The organism is Streptomyces lavendulae subsp. lavendulae, assembly GCF_002803845.1.
Taxonomy (GTDB): Bacteria; Actinomycetota; Actinomycetes; order Streptomycetales; family Streptomycetaceae; genus Streptomyces; species Streptomyces lavendulae.
Genome location: NZ_CP024985.1, coordinates 3,164,417 through 3,184,088 on the forward strand (window position 1 = coordinate 3,164,417; position 19,672 = coordinate 3,184,088).

The 19,672-nt window shown below is 70.2% G+C and carries 17 protein-coding genes and 1 riboswitch; of the genes, 10 read left to right on the forward strand and 7 right to left on the reverse strand.

Annotated elements, in window-relative coordinates; all coding sequences use genetic code 11:
- Positions 1 to 53: 53 nt before the first annotated feature.
- Together SLAV_RS13265 and SLAV_RS13270 are read left to right on the forward strand one after the other, a co-directional pair.
- Positions 54 to 1,019, forward strand: coding sequence for a diacylglycerol/lipid kinase family protein (locus SLAV_RS13265; RefSeq protein WP_030225783.1), 966 nt, complete (start codon positions 54 to 56; stop codon positions 1,017 to 1,019).
- A gap of 320 nt (positions 1,020 to 1,339) precedes the next feature.
- Complete coding sequence (locus tag SLAV_RS13270; protein ID WP_004937597.1) at positions 1,340 to 1,597, forward strand: WhiB family transcriptional regulator; 258 nt, start codon at positions 1,340 to 1,342, stop codon at positions 1,595 to 1,597.
- 150 nt (positions 1,598 to 1,747) lie between these two features.
- Here the strand turns inward: SLAV_RS13270 and SLAV_RS13275 are convergent, their stop codons facing one another.
- The gene (locus SLAV_RS13275; protein WP_030225784.1) at positions 1,748 to 3,217 is read right to left on the reverse strand and encodes a sensor histidine kinase; all 1,470 of its coding nucleotides are present in this window, start codon (positions 3,215 to 3,217) and stop codon (positions 1,748 to 1,750) included.
- 457 nt (positions 3,218 to 3,674) lie between these two features.
- Complete coding sequence (locus SLAV_RS13280; protein ID WP_030225785.1) at positions 3,675 to 4,286, reverse strand: TetR/AcrR family transcriptional regulator; 612 nt, start codon at positions 4,284 to 4,286, stop codon at positions 3,675 to 3,677.
- 84 nt (positions 4,287 to 4,370) lie between these two features.
- Here SLAV_RS13280 and SLAV_RS13285 point away from each other — a divergent pair, with 84 nt between their 5' ends.
- Together SLAV_RS13285 and nagB are read left to right on the forward strand one after the other, a co-directional pair.
- Positions 4,371 to 5,129 (forward strand): SDR family oxidoreductase, encoded by a 759-nt coding sequence (locus SLAV_RS13285; RefSeq protein WP_030225786.1) that lies wholly within the window; start codon positions 4,371 to 4,373, stop codon positions 5,127 to 5,129.
- A gap of 140 nt (positions 5,130 to 5,269) precedes the next feature.
- A complete protein-coding gene (gene nagB, locus SLAV_RS13290) occupies positions 5,270 to 6,055 on the forward strand; it encodes a glucosamine-6-phosphate deaminase (RefSeq protein ID WP_030225787.1) in 786 nt (261 codons plus the stop codon).
- A 122-nt stretch (positions 6,056 to 6,177) separates the two neighbouring features.
- On the opposite strand, the gene SLAV_RS13295 is transcribed toward nagB, so the two are convergent.
- The 4 genes from SLAV_RS13295 to SLAV_RS13310 form a co-directional block, all read right to left on the reverse strand.
- Entirely contained in the window at positions 6,178 to 7,668 is a 1,491-nt protein-coding gene (locus SLAV_RS13295; RefSeq protein WP_030225788.1) for a glycoside hydrolase family 3 protein, read from the reverse strand.
- A gap of 6 nt (positions 7,669 to 7,674) precedes the next feature.
- Positions 7,675 to 8,511, reverse strand: coding sequence for a carbohydrate ABC transporter permease (locus SLAV_RS13300; RefSeq protein ID WP_199922127.1), 837 nt, complete (start codon positions 8,509 to 8,511; stop codon positions 7,675 to 7,677).
- Positions 8,512 to 8,570: 59 nt separating this feature from the next.
- Positions 8,571 to 9,593, reverse strand: a complete 1,023-nt coding sequence (locus tag SLAV_RS13305; protein ID WP_030225790.1) for a carbohydrate ABC transporter permease — start codon at positions 9,591 to 9,593, stop codon at positions 8,571 to 8,573.
- A 156-nt stretch (positions 9,594 to 9,749) separates the two neighbouring features.
- A complete protein-coding gene (locus SLAV_RS13310; RefSeq protein WP_030225791.1) occupies positions 9,750 to 11,036 on the reverse strand; it encodes an extracellular solute-binding protein in 1,287 nt (428 codons plus the stop codon).
- 293 nt (positions 11,037 to 11,329) lie between these two features.
- Here SLAV_RS13310 and SLAV_RS13315 point away from each other — a divergent pair, with 293 nt between their 5' ends.
- From SLAV_RS13315 to SLAV_RS13325, 3 genes are all read left to right on the forward strand, one after another.
- Positions 11,330 to 12,094: a GntR family transcriptional regulator gene (locus SLAV_RS13315; RefSeq protein ID WP_030225792.1), complete on the forward strand. Its 765-nt coding sequence runs from the start codon at positions 11,330 to 11,332 to the stop codon at positions 12,092 to 12,094.
- A 129-nt stretch (positions 12,095 to 12,223) separates the two neighbouring features.
- Positions 12,224 to 14,476, forward strand: a complete 2,253-nt coding sequence (locus tag SLAV_RS13320) for a carbon starvation CstA family protein (protein WP_234333396.1) — start codon at positions 12,224 to 12,226, stop codon at positions 14,474 to 14,476.
- The gene (locus SLAV_RS13325) at positions 14,473 to 14,670 is read left to right on the forward strand and encodes a CstA-like transporter-associated (seleno)protein (protein ID WP_030225795.1); all 198 of its coding nucleotides are present in this window, start codon (positions 14,473 to 14,475) and stop codon (positions 14,668 to 14,670) included. The genes SLAV_RS13320 and SLAV_RS13325 overlap by 4 nt, the downstream gene beginning before the upstream one ends.
- Before the next feature lie 44 nt (positions 14,671 to 14,714).
- Here SLAV_RS13325 and SLAV_RS13330 read toward each other — a convergent pair whose 3' ends face one another.
- The gene (locus SLAV_RS13330) at positions 14,715 to 15,272 is read right to left on the reverse strand and encodes a Uma2 family endonuclease (protein ID WP_030225797.1); all 558 of its coding nucleotides are present in this window, start codon (positions 15,270 to 15,272) and stop codon (positions 14,715 to 14,717) included.
- A 105-nt stretch (positions 15,273 to 15,377) separates the two neighbouring features.
- Between SLAV_RS13330 and SLAV_RS13335 the strand changes: the two genes are divergently transcribed.
- From SLAV_RS13335 to SLAV_RS13345, 3 genes are all read left to right on the forward strand, one after another.
- Entirely contained in the window at positions 15,378 to 15,872 is a 495-nt protein-coding gene (locus tag SLAV_RS13335; protein WP_030225811.1) for a GNAT family N-acetyltransferase, read from the forward strand.
- A 69-nt stretch (positions 15,873 to 15,941) separates the two neighbouring features.
- Positions 15,942 to 16,066, forward strand: a riboswitch (cobalamin riboswitch).
- Between the two features lie 141 nt (positions 16,067 to 16,207).
- On the forward strand, positions 16,208 to 18,595 hold the full coding sequence (locus SLAV_RS13340; protein WP_030225812.1) for a ribonucleoside-diphosphate reductase subunit alpha: 2,388 nt from the start codon (positions 16,208 to 16,210) through the stop codon (positions 18,593 to 18,595).
- Entirely contained in the window at positions 18,595 to 19,614 is a 1,020-nt protein-coding gene (locus tag SLAV_RS13345; protein WP_030225818.1) for a ribonucleotide-diphosphate reductase subunit beta, read from the forward strand. Before SLAV_RS13340 ends, SLAV_RS13345 begins: the two co-directional genes overlap by 1 nt.
- Positions 19,615 to 19,672 lie beyond the last annotated feature (58 nt).

A 19,672-nucleotide genomic window follows, 5' to 3' on the forward strand; every position in this document is an offset into this window, starting at 1 on the left:
TGACGGTACGGTCGGTAGGGGCCGCATATGACGGGGTGGGTAGTCTGGCGCTCATGCGTGCACTTCTCGTGGCCAACCCAGCAGCGACGACCACCAGTGCGCGCACGCGCGACGTCCTGACCCATGCGCTCGCCAGCGAGATGAAGCTGGAGGCGGTGACCACCGAGTACCGGGGGCACGCCCGCGACCTGGGCCGCAAGGCCGCGCACGAGGGGGTGGACCTCGTGGTGGCGCTGGGCGGCGACGGCACCGTGAACGAGGTCGTCAACGGACTGCTGCACGAGGGCCCCGACCCCGAGCGGCTGCCGCGGCTGGCGGTGGTCCCGGGCGGTTCGACGAACGTCTTCGCCCGCGCGCTCGGGCTGCCCAACGATTCGGTGGAGGCGACCGGCGCCCTGCTGGACGCGCTGCGGGAGCAGCGCGAGCGGACGGTGGGGCTGGGGCTGGCCGCCGGCACGCCCGGCACCGAGGACGAGTCGGTCCCGGCGCGCTGGTTCACGTTCTGTGCGGGCTTCGGCTTCGACGCGGGCGTGGTGGGGCGGGTCGAGCAGCAGCGCGAACGCGGCAAGCGTTCGACACACGCCCTGTACGTGCGACAGCTCATGCGCCAGTTCTGGGAGGAGCCGAACCGCCGGCGCGGGACGATCACTCTGGAGCGGCCCGGCGCGGATCCGGTGACGGATCTGGTGCTGTCGATAGTCTGCAACACCTCGCCCTGGACGTACCTGGGCAATCGGCCCCTTTACGCCTCTCCGGAGGCGTCGTTCGATACTGCGCTTGACGTATTGGCCCTCGACCGTTTGTCAACTCCGGCCGTCGCCAGGTACGCCACGCAGCTCCTGACCTCGACTCCTGAGCGCGGTCCGCACGGCAAGCATGCGGTGTCTCTGCACGATCTGACCGACTTCACCTTGCATTCGAAGGTTCCCCTCCCGTTCCAGATGGACGGGGACCACCTCGGACTGCGCACCAGCGTTCGGTTCACAGGCGTACGCCGTGCACTGCGTGTGATTGTGTGAGTGGAAGGGCCAAAAGTCCTTCCACTCGAACGTTTACACGCCGGTCCACCCCCAAGAACTAGGGCTGTGACCTAGTAGACACCGACGAATCCAAAAAAACTTTCCGGAAGGGGTTGTATCCCCGTCCGAGGTTTGCGAATCTCTACATGGCGATCGGGACAGCCCGCAGAACCCGGCACCCACACAGAACGCCAGAACCCCTCCACGAATCTTCGGACCCCACCAGTCACCTGGGGGTCGGCCCTTCCCTCACGGGGGGATTCGTGAAAGCGTTCACATTCACAAGCAACCTGCCCGCAATACAAGGAGATGGAGCAGCCATGGACTGGCGTCACAACGCCGTTTGCCGCGAGGAAGACCCCGAGCTCTTCTTCCCCATCGGCAACACCGGTCCTGCGCTGCTGCAGATCGAGGAAGCCAAGGCCGTCTGCCGCCGCTGCCCCGTCATGGAGCAGTGCCTGCAGTGGGCGCTTGAGTCCGGTCAGGACTCCGGCGTCTGGGGTGGCCTCAGCGAGGACGAGCGCCGCGCCATGAAGCGCCGCGCCGCTCGCAACCGGGCGCGCAACGCCACCGCCTGACATCGACTTTTCGAGCCTCGACGCGCAGCGCGTAGTACCAGACAAGCGCTCAGCAACGTGCTCTTGAGCCCCGGACCGGGAACCATTCGGTCCGGGGCTCAGTGCTGTTCCCGTCACATTGCGTGACGGGTCCGCGGGTCCCCCTGCGGGTTACTTCTGCGGGCTCGCGGGCACGTCGAGGACGACCTTGGTGCCGCGCGGCTCGGCCCGGAGCATGTCGAAGGTGCCGCCGAGCTCCCCCTCCACGAGGGTCCGTACGATCTGCAGCCCGAGGTTGCCGGCCCGCTGAGGGTCGAAGCCCTCGGGCAGGCCGCACCCGTCGTCGAGCACCGTGATCAGCAGCCGGGCATCGGCGCGGCCGGTACCGGAGCGGGTCGCGGACACCTCGACCGTGCCGCCCTCCCCTTGCGTGAAGGCGTGCTCCAGGGCGTTCTGGAGGATCTCGGTCAGCACCATCGACAGCGGGGTGGCGACCTCGGCGTCCAGGATCCCGAAGCGGCCGACGCGCCGGCAGCGCACCTTTCCGGGCGAGATCTCGGCGACCATCGCGATCACGCGGTCGGCGATCTCGTCGAACTCGACGCGCTCGTCGAGGTTCTGAGACAGGGTCTCGTGCACGATCGCGATCGAACCGACGCGCCGCACCGCCTCGTTCAGCGCCTCGCGGCCGTTCTCCGAATCCATCCGGCGGGCCTGGAGGCGCAAGAGCGCGGCCACGGTCTGGAGGTTGTTCTTCACCCGGTGGTGGATCTCCCGGATGGTGGCGTCCTTGGTGATCAGTTCACGTTCGCGACGGCGCAGTTCGGTGACGTCGCGGCAGAGCACGAGGGAACCGATCCGGGTGCCCTTGGGCTTGAGCGGGATGGCGCGCAGCTGGATGACCCCGCCGTTGCCCTCAACTTCGGTCTCCCGGGGGGCCCAGCCGCTGGCCAGTTTGACGATGGCCTCGTCCACCGGGCCCCGGGTGGGGGCGAGTTCGGCGGTGGTGGTGCCCAGGTGCTGGCCGACCAGGTCGGAGGCGAGGCCCAGGCGGTGGTAGGCGGAGAGCGCGTTGGGGGACGCGTACGTCACCACGCCCTCGGCGTCGAGCCGCATCAGGCCGTCCCCGGCGCGCGGGGAGGCGTCCATGTCGACCTGCTGGCCGGGGAAGGGGAAGGAGCCCGCGGCGATCATCTGCGCGAGGTCGGAGGCGGACTGGAGGTAGGTGAGCTCCAGCCGGCTGGGTGTACGCACAGTGAGCAGATTGGTGTTCCGTGCGATCACGCCGAGGACCCGGCCCTCGCGGCGGACGGGGATCGACTCGACGCGGACCGGGACCTCCTCGCGCCACTCGGGGTCTCCCTCGCGCACGATGCGGCCCTCGTCGAGGGCGGCGTCGAGCAGCGGGCGCCGGCCGCGCGGCACCAGGTGGCCGACCATGTCGTCCTGGTACGAGGTGGGGCCGGTGTTCGGGCGCATCTGCGCGACCGAGACGTAGCGGGAGCCGTCGAGGGTGGGCACCCAGAGCACGAGGTCGGCGAAGGAGAGGTCGGAGAGCAGCTGCCACTCCGAGACCAGCAGGTGGAGCCACTCCAGGTCGGTTTCACTGAGAGCGGTGTGCTGGCGTACGAGGTCGTTCATGGAGGGCACGTGGCGAGCGTACCCCGGGTACGGGGATGACTTTCCACACGGCGAATACTCAGGAGTACCCAGGAGGGGCCCACTCCGCGTACTGTTGGAGGAAGTGACGGGATTGCAGACCCCGCCATTGGATGGACAGAACAGATTGGTCTAGTCCACAATTGTGTCAAGTTTCCGCCCTCCCCGCACAGGAGGACGGATCGAGGTAACCGCGCGCTCTGCCCTGACCGCGCAGGCACCTCCCACCGGCCGTCGGGAACCGCACACCCGGTCGGCCGTAAGTACTCCGGGCTACGGTGCCGGACGGGTTGAGGGTCCCGTCCTGCACCGTGGCCCAGAGGAAAACAACGCTGCGGAAAGCCGGCGCGACGGAAAGTGAGCGCGCCGAAGGGGCGCGGGGCGATCGAATTCGCCGCCCGGGAATTCCCCCGCCGATAGGCGCGGAAATCCTCATCGATCACCGGCGGGTCGTCGCCTGCGACGGCCAGGCGCCCAGTGCCAGCTCGGCCACCGCCTCCAGTTCCTCCCGGGTCCCCCCGTCGCGCGACTGCTGCGACATCCCCTGGAGCACGGCCGCCGCGTAGCGGGCCAGCGCCCGCGCGTCCGTACCGGCGGGCAGCTCGCCGGTGGCGATGTCGGCCCGGATACGGCTCTCGAACAGCTCCAGACTGGCCTCGCGCCGCTCGCGCAGGGCGTCCGCCACCTCCTGCGAGGTGGTGTTGACGGCGGCGCTGATCACCATGCAGCCCGGCGGGTGGGCGGGGTCGGTGTAGATCTCGGCGGCCTCGCGCAGGATCCGGCCGATGGCGGCGCGGGCGGTGGGCTCCTCGGCGAGCGCGACGCCCGCGAAGTCCGCGTACCGGCCGCCGTAGACCACCACGACCTCGTCGAAGAGCTTGCGCTTGTCGCCGAAGGCGGCGTAGAGGCTGGGCGCGCCGATGCCCAGGGCCCTGGTCAGGTCGGCGATGGACGTCGCCTCGTAGCCGTTCTCCCAGAAGGCGAGCATGGCCTTGTCGAGGGCGGCGTCCCGGTCGAAGGAGCGGGGCCTGCCGCGCTGTCCGGTCACCATGGGCCACATTCTATAGCGGCCGTTAGGGATCTGGTACGGTCCTTTCTGTAGCGACCACTAGCGAATGCTGAAGGGGGGCGCGTCATGGGCGTGCTCAAGGGGAAGACGGCACTGGTCACGGGCGGCAGCAGGGGGATCGGACGGGCGGTGGCGGAGCGCCTCGCCCGCGACGGCGCCCTGGTCGCGGTCCACTACGGACACGACGAGGCGGCCGCGAAGGAGACCGTCGGGGCGATCGGGGCGGCCGGGGGCCGGGCCTTCGCCATCGGGGCGGAGCTCGGGGTGGCCGGGGACGCCCAGGCGCTCTGGGCCGCGTACGAGGCCCATCCGCTGGCCACGGAGCGGGTGGACGTCCTGGTGAACAACGCCGGCGCGGCGACCTTCGCCGGCATCGAGGAGACGGACGAGGAGACCTTCCTGCGGATCCAGGCGCTCAACGCCCAGGCGCCCTTCTTCGTGATCAAGCACGGGCTGGAGCGGCTCACCGACGGGGGCCGGATCGTCAACGTGACCGGCACCCCGGCCATCGCACTGCCGGCGATCCTGGCCACGATCATGGCCAAGGGCGCGGTGAACGCGCTGACCGTGTCGCTGGCCGCCGCGCTCGCCCCGCGCGGGATCACCGTGAACTCGGTCGGGCCGGGCATCACCGAGACCGACCTCAACGCCGCCTGGCTCGCCGACCCGCAAGCCCGCGCGCACGCGTCCTCGCGGTCGGTCTTCGGCCGGGTGGGCACCCCGCAGGAGGTCGCCGACGTGGTCGCCTTCCTGGCCTCGCCCGACTCCCGCTGGGTCACGGGCCAGCATCTGGACGCCACGGGCGGTCTCCAACTGGCGCTGTAGCACCCCGGCGCGCGGCCGGGCGGAGGACGGGAAACGGGAACACGATGGAAGGGGCAAGGGCCCGCCATCGGCGGGCACGCTCTGCTAGATTGGTCTATACCACAAGTGTCCGCACCCCTCTCAGATCGGCAGGCCCCCGCGTGGAAGTTGTCATCGTCCCGGACGCCAAGGCAGGCGGCGAGCTCATCGCGGAGGCCATGGCCGCCCTGGTCCGCCGCAAGCCCGACGCCCTGCTCGGCGTGGCGACCGGCTCTACCCCGCTGCCCGTCTACGAAGCCCTCGCCGCCAAGGTCCGGGCCGGTGAGGTCGACGCCTCCCGGGCCCGGATCTGCCAGCTCGACGAGTACGTCGGCCTGCCGGCCGGGCACCCGGAGTCCTACCGCGCCGTCGTGCTCCGCGAGGTCGTGGAGCCGCTCGGGCTGGCCGAGGACTCCTTCATGGGTCCCGACGGCTCCGCGGCCGACGTCCAGGCCGCCTGCGTCGCCTACGACCAGGCCCTCGCGGACGCCGGCGGGGTGGACCTCCAGCTGCTGGGCATCGGCACGGACGGCCACATAGGCTTCAACGAGCCGTGTTCCTCCCTGGCCTCCCGCACCCGCATCAAGACGCTGACGGAGCAGACCCGCGTGGACAACGCGCGCTTCTTCGACGACGACATCGACCAGGTGCCCCACCACGTCATCACCCAGGGCATCGGCACCATCCTCGACGCCCGCCACCTGGTCCTGCTGGCCACGGGCGAGGGCAAGGCCGAGGCCGTCGCGCAGACCGTCGAGGGCCCGCTGTCCGCGCTGGTCCCGGCCTCCGCGCTGCAGCTGCACCGGCACGCCACCGTGGTCGTGGACGAGGCGGCCGCCTCGAAGCTGAAGCTGGCCGACTACTTCCGCCACACCTTCGCCAACAAGCCCGCCTGGCAGGGCCTGTAGCAACACCGGCACCACACGGAAAGGGCCGGGCCCCCCCTCGGGGGCCCGGCCCTTCGCGCGTGCCCGGACGCGGCGGCGCCGGACACCCCCGTGACGGGTGCCCGGCGCCGCGTCCGGCGGGGCTAGCCCCGCCGCTCCCCCGCGATGACCTCGGCGGCGGCCCGCCCGCAGACGCGGGAGGCTCCGTGCGTGGCGACGTACAGGGCCCCGCGCGGCTCGGCGAGCGGTACGCCCATCTCCACGACCACCGTGTCCGGCCGGGCCGCGACCAGGGCGTCCAGCACCTCGGTCATCCAGGGGTGCCGGTGCGCGTCGCGCACCACGGCGACGACCGTACGGTCCCCCGCCGCGGCCAGCACGTCCCCGGCGGAGCAGCCCTCGGGGTAGACGCCCGACCCGGTGCCCGGGACCAGCGCGGCCAGCTCCGCGGCCACCCCCCACGGGGTCTCGTCGCCGACCGCGATGTTCGCGACGGGCGCGAGCGTGGCCACGTACGGGGCGGACACGGTGGCCGGGGTGCCCGAGACGACCACCGCGCGGCGGGCCGCCGTCAGGCCGATGCCGGACGCGCGGCTCCCCTCCGGTCGCGCGTCCGGCCGTGCCCGGCGGGTCCATTCGGCGAGGGCCCGCACCCGGGCGGCGGCGTCGGCGAGCCGCTCCTCCGCGAGCGTGCCCTCGCGCACGGCGGCCACGAGGGCGTCCCGCAGGCTCAGGACGGTCGCCTCGTCGGCCAGTCCCCCGCCGACGCAGATCGCGTCGGCGCCGGCGGCGATGGCCAGCACCGAGCCGCGCTCGATGCCGTACGTCCCGGCGATGGCGTTCATCTCCATGCCGTCGGTGACGATGAGGCCCTCGTAGCCGAGCTCCTTGCGCAGCAGGCCGGTCAGGATCTGCGGGCTGAGCGTGGCCGGGCGGGTCGGGTCGAGGGCGGGCACCAGGATGTGCGCGCTCATCACGGCCTTGGTGCCGGCCTCGATGGCCGCCTTGAACGGGATCAGCTCGCGCACCTGGAGGGTGTCCAGGTCCACGTCGATGCGGGGCATGGCGTGGTGGGAGTCGACGTTGGTGTCGCCGTGGCCCGGGAAGTGCTTGGTGCAGGCCGCGACCCCGGAGTCCTGGAGGCCCTCCACGTAGGCGGCGGTGTGCCGGGCCGCCAGCGCGGTGTCGGCGCCGAAGGAGCGGACGCCGATGACCGGGTTGTCGGGGTTGGAGTTGACGTCCGCGGACGGCGCCCAGTTGAGGTTGACCCCGCACTCGGCGAGGCGGCGGCCCAGTTCCCGGGCGACCTCGCGGGTCAGGGCGGTGTCGTCGACGGCGCCCAGGGCCAGGTTGCCGGGGAAGGACGAGCCGCCGCGGACCTCCAGGCGGGTGACGTCCCCGCCCTCCTCGTCGATGGCGACGAGGACGTCGTCCCGTTCGGCGCGCAGTTGCGCGGTCAGGGCGGCGAGCTGCTCCGCGGAGGCGATGTTGCGGCCGAAGAGGCCCACGGCGGTGAGGCCTTCGCCGACCCGGCGCAGCACCCAGGCGGGGGCGGTGGTGCCCTCGAAGCCGGGCTGGAGGACGGCGAGGGCGTCGCGGGTGAGGGTGTCCGTTCGGTGCGCAAGGACAGTCATGGGCCGTTATCCCTTCACGGCGCCGGCGGTCATGCCGCCGACGGCCTTGCGCTGGAGGAAGATGAAGATCAGCAGGACCGGGACGGCGAACAGCGAGGACGCGGCCATGGTGGCGCCCCAGTCGTTGCCGAAGGCGGTCTTGAACTGGGTCAGCCACAGGGGCAGGGTCTGCGCGGTCTTGTCCTTGTTCAGGATCAGGACCATCGCGAACTCGTTCCACGCGGTGATGAAGCCGAAGAGCGAGGTGGACATCAGGCCGGGCGCCAGCAGCGGGAAGATCACCTTGCGGAAGGCCTGGCCGCGGGTGCAGCCGTCGATCTGGGCGGCTTCCTCCAGGCTCACCGGGACGGCGGCGATGAAGCCGCGCAGGGTCCAGATGGTGAAGGGGAGGACCATCACGAAGTAGATCGCGGTGAGCATCGGGAGGCTGTTCAGCATCTCGGCGTCGCGCAGGATCATGTACATCGCGATGACCATGACCTCCCAGGGGGCCATCTGCGCCATCATCACGGCCAGGACCATGCCCTTGCGGCCGCGGAACCTCATGCGGGCGATCGCGAAGCTGGCGGCGAGGGCGACGAGCAGGGCCAGCAGGACCGCGCTGACGGTGACGACGAGACTGTTCGTCACGTACGTCCAGAAGTTGTCGACCCCGGTGGCCTTCTCGAAGTTCTGCATCGTCGGGGTGAAGACGAACACCGGGTCCTTGGTGAGGATCTCGCTCGACGGCTTCAGGGCCGAGGAGAACATCCAGTAGACCGGGAAGAGGAAGAGCAGGGCCAGCAGCAGGGCGCCGAGGTTCTTGGCGACGGTCGCGGGGCGCAGCGGCCCGCGGGTGCGCAGCCGCTGGGCGGGCTGCGCGGACGGGGCGGTGGGGGCCGGCTTCGGGGCGGTGGTGGTGCTCACTGCTCCTCCTCCTGCTTCAGGATCAGGCGGAAGTAGAACGACATGATGACGATCAGGATCAGGATCGTCAGGACGGAGATGGCGGCGGCGAGACCGTAGTGGGACTGGCTCTGGCCCTCGACGAAGGCGAAGACCGGGAGGATCTCGGACGCGCGGTCGGGGCCGCCCTTGTTCATCGCGTAGACCTGGGTGAAGGCCTTGAAGACCCAGATCACCTCAAGGAAGGTGGTGATCAGGAAGAAGGGCTTGAGCTGTGGGAAGACGACCTTCCAGAAGGTCTGCCAGCCGTTGGCGCCGTCCATGCGGGCGGCCTCGTACAGTTCGGCGCCGACGGTGGTCAGCGCGGCGTACATGTTGAGGGCGACGAAGGGGATGGAGCCCCAGACCACGAGGACGGTGACGATCGTCAGGGTGGACAGGCCGGTCTCGAACCAGTTGTGCTGCTCGTAGCCGGAGAAGCCGGCGGTGCGCATCACCCAGTTCATCACGCCGAACTGCTCGTCGAACAGCCAGTAGAAGACCTGGACGGAGGCGACGATCGGCATGGCCCAGGCCATCACCAGGGCCATCGACAGGACCAGGCGCATCTTCTTGCCGAGCTTGTTCAGCAGGAGGCCTATGAGGCTGCCGATCGCCATGATCAGGACGACGTTGGCGAGGGTGAAGCCGAAGCTGCGCAGGACGACGGTCCAGAAGTTCGAGTCGCCGAGCAGCTGGGTGTAGTTGTCGAAGCCCGCGGAGGGGTACTTGCGCTGGATGAACTCGATCTTGTTGATGTCCTGGAAGGACAGGATCACGTTCTTGATCAGCGGGTACACGAGCAGGACCGCGAGGCTGAGCACGGCCGGTGCGATCAGCAGGTACGGCAGCCACCCCGTGGGGAGCTGCTTTCTGCCCCCGCGAGGAGACGGTTGGCTGGGGCCGGCCGGGGCGGCGGGTGCCTTCGGCGGCAGGCCGGCGGACTTCAGTGGTGCGTCCTGTGGAGCGCTGGTCGCCGCTCCCTGGGAGTGCACGGTCATGTCTGGGCTTCCTCGCGGTTGACTGTGGAGTCAAATGCGCGACCGGGGGCGCGGCAGGCGCTGCGGGGCGCCTGCCGCACCCCCCGGTGCGATCACACTGCTGGGTGCTGCGGGTGCTGCGGGTCGTGCGGGTGCTGCCGGTACGGCCGGGCGGTACTACTTGTTGATGCGGTTCGCGATTTCCTTGTCCGCGTCCGCGCCCGCCTTGGCGGCGTCCTCACCCTTCAGGACCTTGGTCATGAACTCCTTGATGGGGTTCGGCTCGGTCTCGACGTTCGCCCAGCCGGCCGTGACCGGGGTGATCTTGCCGGAGAGGGCGGCCTTGGCCATGGACTCCGCGAAGGAGCCGGGGGCGGCGGCGAAGTTGGCGGCGGCCTGGTTCGGGAGCAGGGCGCCCTCGGTGGCGGCGGCGTACTTGGTCATCTGCTCCTTGCCGGCGGCGAGGGCGAGCCACTCCTTGGCGAGCTCCTTGTTCTTGGAGCGCTCGGCCACGGCGAGGTTCGAGCCGCCGAGGAAGACGGAGCCCGGCTTGTCGGCCGTCTTGCCCGGGATCGGGAAGTAGCCGAAGTCGCCTTCCTTGCCCGCGTCCTTCAGGGCCTTGAGCGCGCCCTGGGCCTCCCAGCCGAGACCGATCCAGGACGAGACGCCGCCCTTGGGGATGATGTCGGTGGACTGCTGCGGGGTGGCCTCGTCCTTGTCCTTGGGGGCGGTGGAGTAGGACTGGAGCTTCTTGTAGAAGTCCATCGCGGAGGCGGCCTGCGGGGTGCTCAGCTGGCCCTTCCACTTGCCGCCGTCCTTGACGGCGAGGTCGCCGCCCTCGTCCCAGACGAAGCCGGCGAGGATGTACCAGCTCTGGCCGGGCAGGTAGATCGGCTGCGCGGACGGGTCGGAGGCCTTCAGCTTCTCCAGACCGGCGACCCACTCGTCACGGGTCTTGGGGGCGGTGATGCCGGCCTTCTCGTAGGCCTTCTTGTCGTAGATGACGACGCGGTTGGCGGCGTACCAGGGAGCGGCGTACAGCTTGCCGTCGACCTCGGCGGAGGACAGCATGCCCTTCGACCAGGCGTCGGCGCCGAGCTTGGACTTGTCGCCGGACAGGTCGGCGAGGCCGCCGGTGACCGCGTAGCCGACGGTCTGGGTGTTGCCGAGCTCCAGGACGTCCGGCGGGGTGTTCTCGGAGAGGGCGGTGGTGACCTTCTCCTGGATGCCGGTCCACTTCTGCTCTTCGACCTTCACCGTCACACCGGGGTGCTTGGCCGAGAACTGCTTGTTGACCTCTTCGAGCCAGGCCTTCGGTGCGGAGCCGTCCATCACCCAGACGGTGATCTCCTTGGCGCCACCCGACGCGTCGGCCTTCGGCTTGTCGTCGCCGCCGTTGCCGCACGCCGCGACACCGACCATCATGCCCACGACACCGACCGCCGCAATGAGCTTGCGCTTCACGCCACCCTCCTCAGGGATGCTGCCTGCAACTTCCCTCGCCCGCCGCGGTGACGTACGTACCAAGTACTGCCCGTGGGGCCGGGATCCGATCCATATTGGTGTAGACCAGTACCGGGAGCTTGGCCTAGACCTTTAGGGGTGTCAAGGGTCTAATGAGCGGGTGCTCGGTCCGTTACCGGACCGACACCTGGGGGAGGGAGGAGGCCTGCCCTCCCACCCGTGTCACCATGTGACCGCACATATCGGAGGAGCCGGTGACGGCAGCGAAACTGGAGTCGGGAAGGCGGGCGGCGATGGCCACCGAAGGGGCGACCACGGAGCCGGAAGGCGGGGCAGCCACTCGCACGGCGCGTGTGCCCAAGTACTACCGACTCAAGCGGCACTTGCTCGACATGACCGAGACGCTGCCGCCCGGCACCCCGGTGCCGCCGGAGCGCACGCTCGCGGCCGAATTCGACACCTCCCGGACCACCGTCCGGCAGGCCCTGCAGGAACTCGTGGTCGAGGGCCGGCTGGAGCGCATCCAGGGCAAGGGCACCTTCGTGGCGAAGCCCAAGGTCTCCCAGCCGCTCCAACTCTCCTCCTACACGGAGGACATGCGGGCCCAGGGGCTGGAGCCGACCTCCCAACTGCTGGACATCGGCTACGTGACCGCGGACGACACCCTTGCCGGACTCCTCAAGATCGCCACCGGCGGCCGGGTCCTGCGCATCGAGCGGCTGCGCCTGGCGAGCGGCGAGCCGATGGCCATCGAGACCACGCACCTTTCGGCCAAGCGCTTCCCCGCGCTGCGCCGCTCGCTGGCCAAGTACACCTCCCTCTACACCGCGCTCGCCGAGGTGTACGACGTCCGGCTCGCGGAGGCCGAGGAGACCATCGAGACCTCGCTGGCCACCCCGCGCGAGGCCGGGCTGCTCGGCACCGACGTCGGCCTGCCGATGCTGATGCTCTCCCGGCACTCGCTCGACGCCGACGGCGAACCGGTCGAATGGGTGCGATCGGTGTACCGCGGCGACCGTTACAAGTTCGTGGCCCGCCTTCAGCGACCCGCCTTGTAAAAGGAGGTTGACTCCCGTTCGGCCCCCGGTGGAACCTCGTACCGCTATACGGACGGGGGCTTACGTCCACCGGTCGTGCCCCCGTAGATTCCCTGCGCTCGGCAGATGATCAACGAGGGGACGAGGATCATGGCGGAACCGGAAGCAACACAGACGGATCGGGCTCCGAATCCGAGGGGCGCGGCGAGCCCCGGCGACGGGCCGGGCTCGCTCCCGCCGGCGGGAAGGCTCTCCCCCCGGTCCCTGGCGATATGGGCGGCCGTGGCCCTCGTCGGGGCCGTCGGCTGGGGCGTGCTGGCGCTCTCGCGGGGTGAGGAGATCTCGGCCGCCTGGCTGCTCGCCGCCGCACTGGGCTCGTACGCCATCGGCTACCGCTTCTACGCGCGGTTCATCGCGGACCGCGTACTGAAGGTGGACAGGACCCGGGCCACCCCGGCCGAACGCCTCGACAACGGTGTCGACTTCCACCCGACCGACCGGCGCGTGCTCTTCGGCCACCACTTCGCCGCCGTCGCCGGCGCGGGCCCGCTGGTCGGCCCGGTGCTCGCCGCGCAGATGGGCTACCTGCCGAGCACGATCTGGATCGTCGCGGGCGTCATCTTCGCCGGCGCCGTGCAGGACATGGTGACGCTGTTCTTCTCCACCCGGCGCGACGGCCGTTCGCTCGGCCAGATGGCCCGGGACGAGATCGGCCCGGTCGGCGGAGCCGCCGCCCTCCTCGCCGTGTTCGCCATCATGATCATCCTGCTGGCCGTGCTGGCGCTCGTCATCGTCAACGCCCTGGCGCACTCGCCGTGGGGCGTCTTCTCCATCGGCATGACCATCCCGATCGCCCTCTTCATGGGCGTCTACCTGCGCGTCCTGCGGCCGGGCCGGGTCACCGAGGTCTCCGTCATCGGCGTGGCGCTGCTGCTCCTCGCCATCGTCGCGGGCGGCTGGGTCGCCGAGTCCTCCTGGGCGGAGTTCTTCACCCTGGAGAAGGAGACCCTGGTCATCTGGATGATCGCCTACGGGTTCATCGCCTCGGTGCTGCCGGTGTGGCTGCTGCTCGCACCGCGCGACTACCTGTCCACCTTCATGAAGGTGGGCACGATCGCGCTGATGGCGGTCGGCGTGGTCATCGCGATGCCGACGCTGAAGATGCCCGCGGTCACCGACTTCGCCACGCGCGGCGACGGCCCGGTCTTCGCCGGCTCGATGTTCCCCTTCGTCTTCATCACCATCGCCTGCGGGGCGCTGTCCGGCTTCCACTCGCTGGTCGCCTCGGGCACCACCCCGAAGATGATCCAGAAGGAGACCCAGGTCCGGGTCATCGGCTACGGCGCGATGCTCACCGAGTCCTTCGTCGCGATCATGGCGGTGATCGCCGCCTGCATCATCGAGCCCGGCCTGTTCTTCGCGGTCAACTCCCCCGCCGGGGTCATCGGCACCACCGTCCAGACCGCCTCCGAGGCCGTCACCCACTTCGGCTTCGCCATCACCCCGGACGCCCTCGCGCAGGCCGCGAAGGACGTGGAGGAGGCGAGCCTGCTGTCCCGTACGGGTGGCGCGCCGACCTTCGCACTCGGAATGTCGGAGATCTTCTCCTCCGTCATCGGCGGATCCGGCATGAAGGCGTTCTGGTACCACTTCGCCATCATGTTCGAGGCCCTCTTCATCCTGACCACGGTCGACGCGGGCACCCGCGTCGGGCGGTTCATGCTCCAGGACACCCTGGGCAACGTGCACAAGTCCTTCAAGGACGTGAGCTGGAAGCCCGGCGTCTGGCTGGCCAGCGCGGTCGTGGTCGGCGGCTGGGGCTACTTCCTGTGGGTCGGGGTGAAGGACCCGCTGGGCGGCATCAACCAGCTCTTCCCGCTGTTCGGGATCGCGAACCAGCTGCTCGCCGCGGTGGCCCTGGCCGTCTGCACCACGCTGCTGGTGAAGTCGGGGCGGCTCAAGTGGGCCTGGATCACCGGCGTTCCGCTCGCCTGGGACGTGGCCGTCACCCTCACCGCGAGCTACCAGAAGGTCTTCTCCGACGACGTGAAGGTCGGCTTCTTCGCCCAGCGCGACAAGTACCGGACCGGCATCGACGCGGGGAAGGTGCTGCCGCCCGCCAAGAACATGGACGAGATGCACACCGTGGTCACCAACGCCACGGTCGACGGCGTCCTGTCGGTGCTGTTCGCCGTCCTGATCCTGATCGTGCTGGCCGACGCGGCCCGGACCTGCCTCAAGGCCGTCGCCGACCCGGGCTCCGTGCGGCTCTCCGAGGTGCCGTGGACCGAGTCGAAGATCGTCGCCCCGGCCGGCCTGCTGGCCTCCGCCGAGGAGAAGGCCGAGCTCGCGGCGGCCGGCCTCGACTCGGGCGGCGGCCGGGTCAAGGAGCCCGTGGCATGAGCGGGGTCCGCGCGGCCCTGGCCAGGGCGCGTTTCTACGTACGGGAGTTCTCCGGCGAGGCCGCGTACGACCGCTACGTCGCCCACGCCCGCTCCCACGACCCGGACGCCGAGGTCATGACCCGGCGCGCCTTCGAACGGGCCCGCACCGACGCCCGCGAGGCGGACCCCCGCGAGGGCTTCCGCTGCTGCTGAGTCTCACCCGAAGGGCCCGCCGGGCAGCGGGCCCTTCGGCATGCTCAGCGCACCCAGTCCTTGAGGACCTCGGTCTGGAGGGTGATGCCTACGGGGTCGGGGAGCTCGACGTCCTTGCCGTACGCAACGACGTGGACGCTCTCGTACCGCTGCCCGTTGGGCTGGCTGTAGACGGAGACCTCGCACTTGGCCCGGTCGATCAGCAGGTATACGGGGATCCGGGTCTCCGCGTAGGTACGGGGCTTCTCGACGTGGTCCCGCCGACGGGTGTCCGAGTCCCATGAGGTCACCTCGACGGCCATGAGGATCGGATCCGGATCGACCCAGTCTCCCTGTCCGACGAACGCTTTGGAGGGTGCCAACGCTGCGTCAGGAATCGCCCGGCCCGCCCGGTACTCCTGCGCCTTGATCCCCTGCCCCGGGTGCAGCCAGAGTTCCGGCCGGTACTGCATGCAGATCCGGGTGAGCCACTGGATGATCATCTGGTGGTCGCCGTCCGGCATGGCCTTGCTCCTGATAACCCCGTCGATGAACTCCAGCCGCGTCCCCACCCTCTCGCGGGCCGCTATCCGCGCCACGGCCTCGAAGTCCTCGGTCAGCATGTGGGGCCGGTCGGTCGTCACGGTCCTGCCTCGCTCACCTTCCTCGACGGTGCTGTCTCCGACGATAGCGGCGGGCACCGACACCCGCCCTGCACACTCGACCGCATGGACATCGAGATCAGGGCGGCGCTCCCCGCCGAGTACGCGGAGCTGGGCGAGATCACCGGGCAGGCCTACACCGGGGACGGGCTGCTCGACCTGAACGAGGACGACCACTACCTCAACGTCCTGCGGGACGTCGCCGGCCGGGCCGGTCACGGGGAGGTGATCGTCGCGGCCCGGGACGGCGAGGTGCTCGGAGGAGTGACGTTCGCCGCACCCGGGAGCCCCCTCGCCGACATCGCGGGCCCCGGCGAGGCCGAGTTCCGGATGCTGGCCGTGGCCTCCGCCGCGCGCGGCAAGGGGGTCGGCGAGGCCCTCGTACGCGCCTGCGTCGACCGTGCCCGGGCCCTGGGGGTCCCGGCACTGGTGCTGTCGACCCAGCCCGCCATGCTCGGCGCCCAACGCCTCTACGGGCGCCTCGGCTTCGTCCGTACGCCGGAGCTGGACTGGTCCCCGATCCCGGCTCTGAGGCTCCTCACGTACCGACTGGAACTGTGAGGCCACGCTGAGCGAACGGCGCGCCGACACAACATGTGGGGGGTCACGCATCGGGGCGCCCCCACATGTATGCTCATCCTCGCTGTCGCCGCAGGGGAATCCGGTGGGAATCCGGAACTGTCCCGCAACGGTATGACGTGCACCCATTGGTGCATTCCGCAAGTCCGAGGACCTGCCGGCAGCGCGCCCGGATCGACCGAACCGGGTGGAGACACGTCCGGGCCTCGCGGTTGGGCCGGTGGACGCCATGCGGCACGTCGCGCCTTCCCGCGCGCCCGCATGCGCCCGCCCGCGCCCCGCCGATGCACCGGGCCGAGCGAGGGAGAGCTCCCGCCGTGACCATCGCGCCTTCCGCACCGCGCGCCGAGTCCACTTCTGGCGACACCACCGAAGGCCCGGGGGCCGCGCTGCTGCGTACTCTCACCGAGCTGACCGTCGACCTCCCCGACACCGACCCCGGCCGGGTCGCCGCCGCCGCCCTGCGCGGGCGCAGCGCCGTCGCGGACGAGGCCGAGCTGCGGGGGCTGGCCACCGAGGCCGCCGCGGGCCTGATCTCCGAGGACCCGGCGTACTCCCGCCTCGCCGCCCGCCTGCTCACGCTGGCCGTGGCCGACGAGGCCGCGGGCCAGGGTTCGGCCTCCTTCGCCGAGTCCGTCGCCGTCGGCCACCGCGAGGGCCTGATCGCCGACCGCACCGCCGAGTTCGTCGCCCAGCACGCGGCCCGCCTGAACTCCCTGGTCGAGCACGCGCTCGCCGAGGGCGCGGACGACCGCTTCGGCTTCTTCGGCCTGCGCACCCTGCACAGCCGCTACCTGCTGCGCCACCCGATCACCCGTCAGGTGATCGAGACCCCGCAGTACTTCATGCTGCGCGTGGCCTGCGGCCTCGCCGAGAACGACACCGTCCAGGCCGTCGAGGAGGTCGCCTCCCTCTACCGGCTGATGAGCCGCCTGGACTACCTGCCGTCCTCCCCCACGCTCTTCAACTCCGGCACCCGTCACCCGCAGATGTCCTCCTGCTACCTGCTGGACTCCCCGCTGGACGAGCTGGACTCGATCTACGACCGCTACCACCAGGTCGCGCGCCTGTCCAAGCACGCCGGCGGCATCGGCCTCTCGTACTCGCGCATCCGCGCCCGCGGCTCCCTGATCCGCGGCACCAACGGCCACTCCAACGGCATCGTGCCGTTCCTGAAGACCCTCGACGCCTCCGTCGCCGCCGTGAACCAGGGCGGCCGCCGCAAGGGTGCCGCGGCCGTGTACCTGGAGACCTGGCACGCGGACATCGAGGAGTTCCTGGAGCTCCGCGACAACACGGGCGAGGACCAGCGCCGCACGCACAACCTGAACCTGGCCCACTGGGTGCCGGACGAGTTCATGCGCCGCGTGAACGCCGACGCCGACTGGTCGCTGTTCTCCCCGGCCGACGTCCCCGAGCTGGTGGACCTGTGGGGCGACGAGTTCGACGCCGCCTACCGCAAGGCCGAGGCGGACGGCCTGGCCCGCAAGACCATGCCCGCCCGCGACCTGTACGGCCGGATGATGCGCACCCTCGCGCAGACCGGCCAGGGCTGGATGACCTTCAAGGACGCCTCCAACCGCACGGCGAACCAGACCGCCGAGCCGGGCACCGTCGTCCACTCCTCCAACCTCTGCACCGAGATCATCGAGGTCACCAACGACGGCGAGACGGCCGTCTGCAACCTCGGCTCCGTCAACATGGGCGCCTTCGTGGTGGACGGGGAGATCGACTGGGAGCGCCTGGACGAGACCGTCCGCACCGCGGTCACCTTCCTCGACCGCGTCGTGGACATCAACTTCTACCCGACCGAGCAGGCGGGCCGCTCCAACTCCCGCTGGCGTCCGGTGGGCCTGGGCGCGATGGGCCTCCAGGACGTCTTCTTCAAGCTGAAGATGCCCTTCGACTCCCCCGAGGCGAAGGCCCTGTCCACCAAGCTCTCCGAGCGCATCATGCTGGCCGCCTACGAGGCCTCCTGCGACCTCGCCGAGCGCAGCGGCCCCCTCCCGGCCTGGGAGCAGACCCGCACCGCCCGCGGCGTGCTGCACCCCGACCACTTCGACGTCGAGCTGAACTGGCCGGAGCGCTGGGACGCCCTGCGCGCCCGCATCGCGAAGTCCGGCATGCGCAACTCGCTGCTGCTGGCCATCGCCCCGACGGCGACCATCGCCTCCATCGCGGGCGTGTACGAGTGCATCGAGCCGCAGGTCTCCAACCTCTTCAAGCGCGAGACCCTGTCGGGCGAGTTCCTCCAGGTCAACGGCTACCTGGTGGAGGAGCTCAAGAAGCTCGGCGTGTGGGACGCGCAGACCCGCGAGGCGCTGCGCGAGTCCAGCGGCTCCGTGCAGGGCTTCGGCTGGATCCCGGCCGAGGTGCGCGAGCTGTACCGCACGGCGTGGGAGATCCCGCAGCGCGGCCTGATCGACATGGCGGCGGCCCGTACGCCGTTCCTCGACCAGGCGCAGTCGCTGAACCTGTTCCTGGAGACGCCCACCATCGGCAAGCTCAGCTCGATGTACGCGTACGCCTGGAAGCAGGGTCTGAAGACCACGTACTACCTGCGGTCCCGCCCGGCGACGAAGATCGCCCGCGCCGCCTCCGGCAGCGCCGTCCCGGCCACCGCCACCCCCCTCCCGCAGGCCGTCGACGCCGAGGCGCTGGCCTGCTCCCTTGAGAACCCCGAGTCCTGCGAGGCCTGCCAGTAATGAGCACCACCGACAAGAAGAAGAACCTGCTCGACCCGGGCTTCGAACTGACCCTGCGCCCCATGCGCTACCCGGACTTCTACGAGCGCTACCGGGACGCGATCAAGAACACGTGGACGGTCGAGGAGGTCGACCTGCACTCGGACGTCGCCGACCTCGCGAAGCTGACGCCGGCCGAGCAGCACATGATCGGCCGTCTGGTCGCGTTCTTCGCGACCGGTGACTCGATCGTCTCGAACAACCTGGTGCTGACGCTCTACAAGCACATCAACTCCCCGGAGGCGCGCCTGTACCTGTCGCGCCAGCTGTTCGAGGAGGCCGTGCACGTCCAGTTCTACCTGACGCTGCTCGACACCTACCTGCCCGACCCGGACGACCGCGCGGCCGCCTTCGACGCCGTCGAGGAGATCCCGTCGATCCGCGAGAAGGCGCAGTTCTGCTTCAAGTGGATGGACTCGGTCGAGAAGATCGACCGGCTGGAGACGCAGGCCGACCGCCGTCGCTTCCTGCTGAACCTCATCTGCTTCGCCGCGTGCATCGAGGGCCTGTTCTTCTACGGCGCCTTCGCGTACGTGTACTGGTTCCGCTCCCGCGGCCTGCTGCACGGTCTGGCCACCGGCACCAACTGGGTCTTCCGCGACGAAAGCGCCCACATGAGCTTCGCTTTCGAGGTCATCGACACCGTCCGCAAGGAGGAGCCGGAGCTCTTCGACGCCGAGCTCCAGCAGCAGGTCACCGACATGCTGAAGGAGGCCGTCGAGGCGGAGCTGCAGTTCGGCCGCGACCTGTGCGGTGACGGCCTGCCGGGCATGAACACCGAGTCGATGCGCGAGTACCTGGAGTGCGTCGCGGACCAGCGCCTGATCCGCCTCGGCTTCCCGGCGGTGTACGGCTCGCAGAACCCGTTCTCGTTCATGGAGCTCCAGGGCGTCCAGGAGCTGACGAACTTCTTCGAGCGCCGTCCGTCGGCCTACCAGGTCGCGGTCGAGGGCACGGTCGACCTGGACGAGGACTTCTAGTCCCCGCTCACGAAGGCCCCGCCCCGGATTCCGGGGCGGGGCCTTCGGCGTGGGCGCG

Bases quoted from the DNA above. Each gene is read 5' to 3' on its own strand.
- SLAV_RS13270 (WP_004937597.1), top strand. From the start codon at position 1,340: ATGGACTGGCGTCACAACGCCGTTTGCCGCGAGGAAGACCCCGAGCTC.
- SLAV_RS13325 (WP_030225795.1), top strand. From the start codon at position 14,473: ATGAGCGGGGTCCGCGCGGCCCTGGCCAGGGCGCGTTTCTACGTACGG.
- SLAV_RS13305 (WP_030225790.1), bottom strand. From the start codon at position 9,593: ATGACCGTGCACTCCCAGGGAGCGGCGACCAGCGCTCCACAGGACGCA.
- SLAV_RS13315 (WP_030225792.1), top strand. From the start codon at position 11,330: ATGGCCACCGAAGGGGCGACCACGGAGCCGGAAGGCGGGGCAGCCACT.
- SLAV_RS13265 (WP_030225783.1), top strand. From the start codon at position 54: ATGCGTGCACTTCTCGTGGCCAACCCAGCAGCGACGACCACCAGTGCG.
- SLAV_RS13285 (WP_030225786.1), top strand. From the start codon at position 4,371: ATGGGCGTGCTCAAGGGGAAGACGGCACTGGTCACGGGCGGCAGCAGG.
- SLAV_RS13280 (WP_030225785.1), bottom strand. From the start codon at position 4,286: ATGGTGACCGGACAGCGCGGCAGGCCCCGCTCCTTCGACCGGGACGCC.
- SLAV_RS13345 (WP_030225818.1), top strand. From the start codon at position 18,595: ATGAGCACCACCGACAAGAAGAAGAACCTGCTCGACCCGGGCTTCGAA.
- SLAV_RS13295 (WP_030225788.1), bottom strand. From the start codon at position 7,668: ATGACTGTCCTTGCGCACCGAACGGACACCCTCACCCGCGACGCCCTC.
- SLAV_RS13275 (WP_030225784.1), bottom strand. From the start codon at position 3,217: ATGAACGACCTCGTACGCCAGCACACCGCTCTCAGTGAAACCGACCTG.
- SLAV_RS13320 (WP_234333396.1), top strand. From the start codon at position 12,224: ATGGCGGAACCGGAAGCAACACAGACGGATCGGGCTCCGAATCCGAGG.
- SLAV_RS13335 (WP_030225811.1), top strand. From the start codon at position 15,378: ATGGACATCGAGATCAGGGCGGCGCTCCCCGCCGAGTACGCGGAGCTG.
- SLAV_RS13330 (WP_030225797.1), bottom strand. From the start codon at position 15,272: ATGCTGACCGAGGACTTCGAGGCCGTGGCGCGGATAGCGGCCCGCGAG.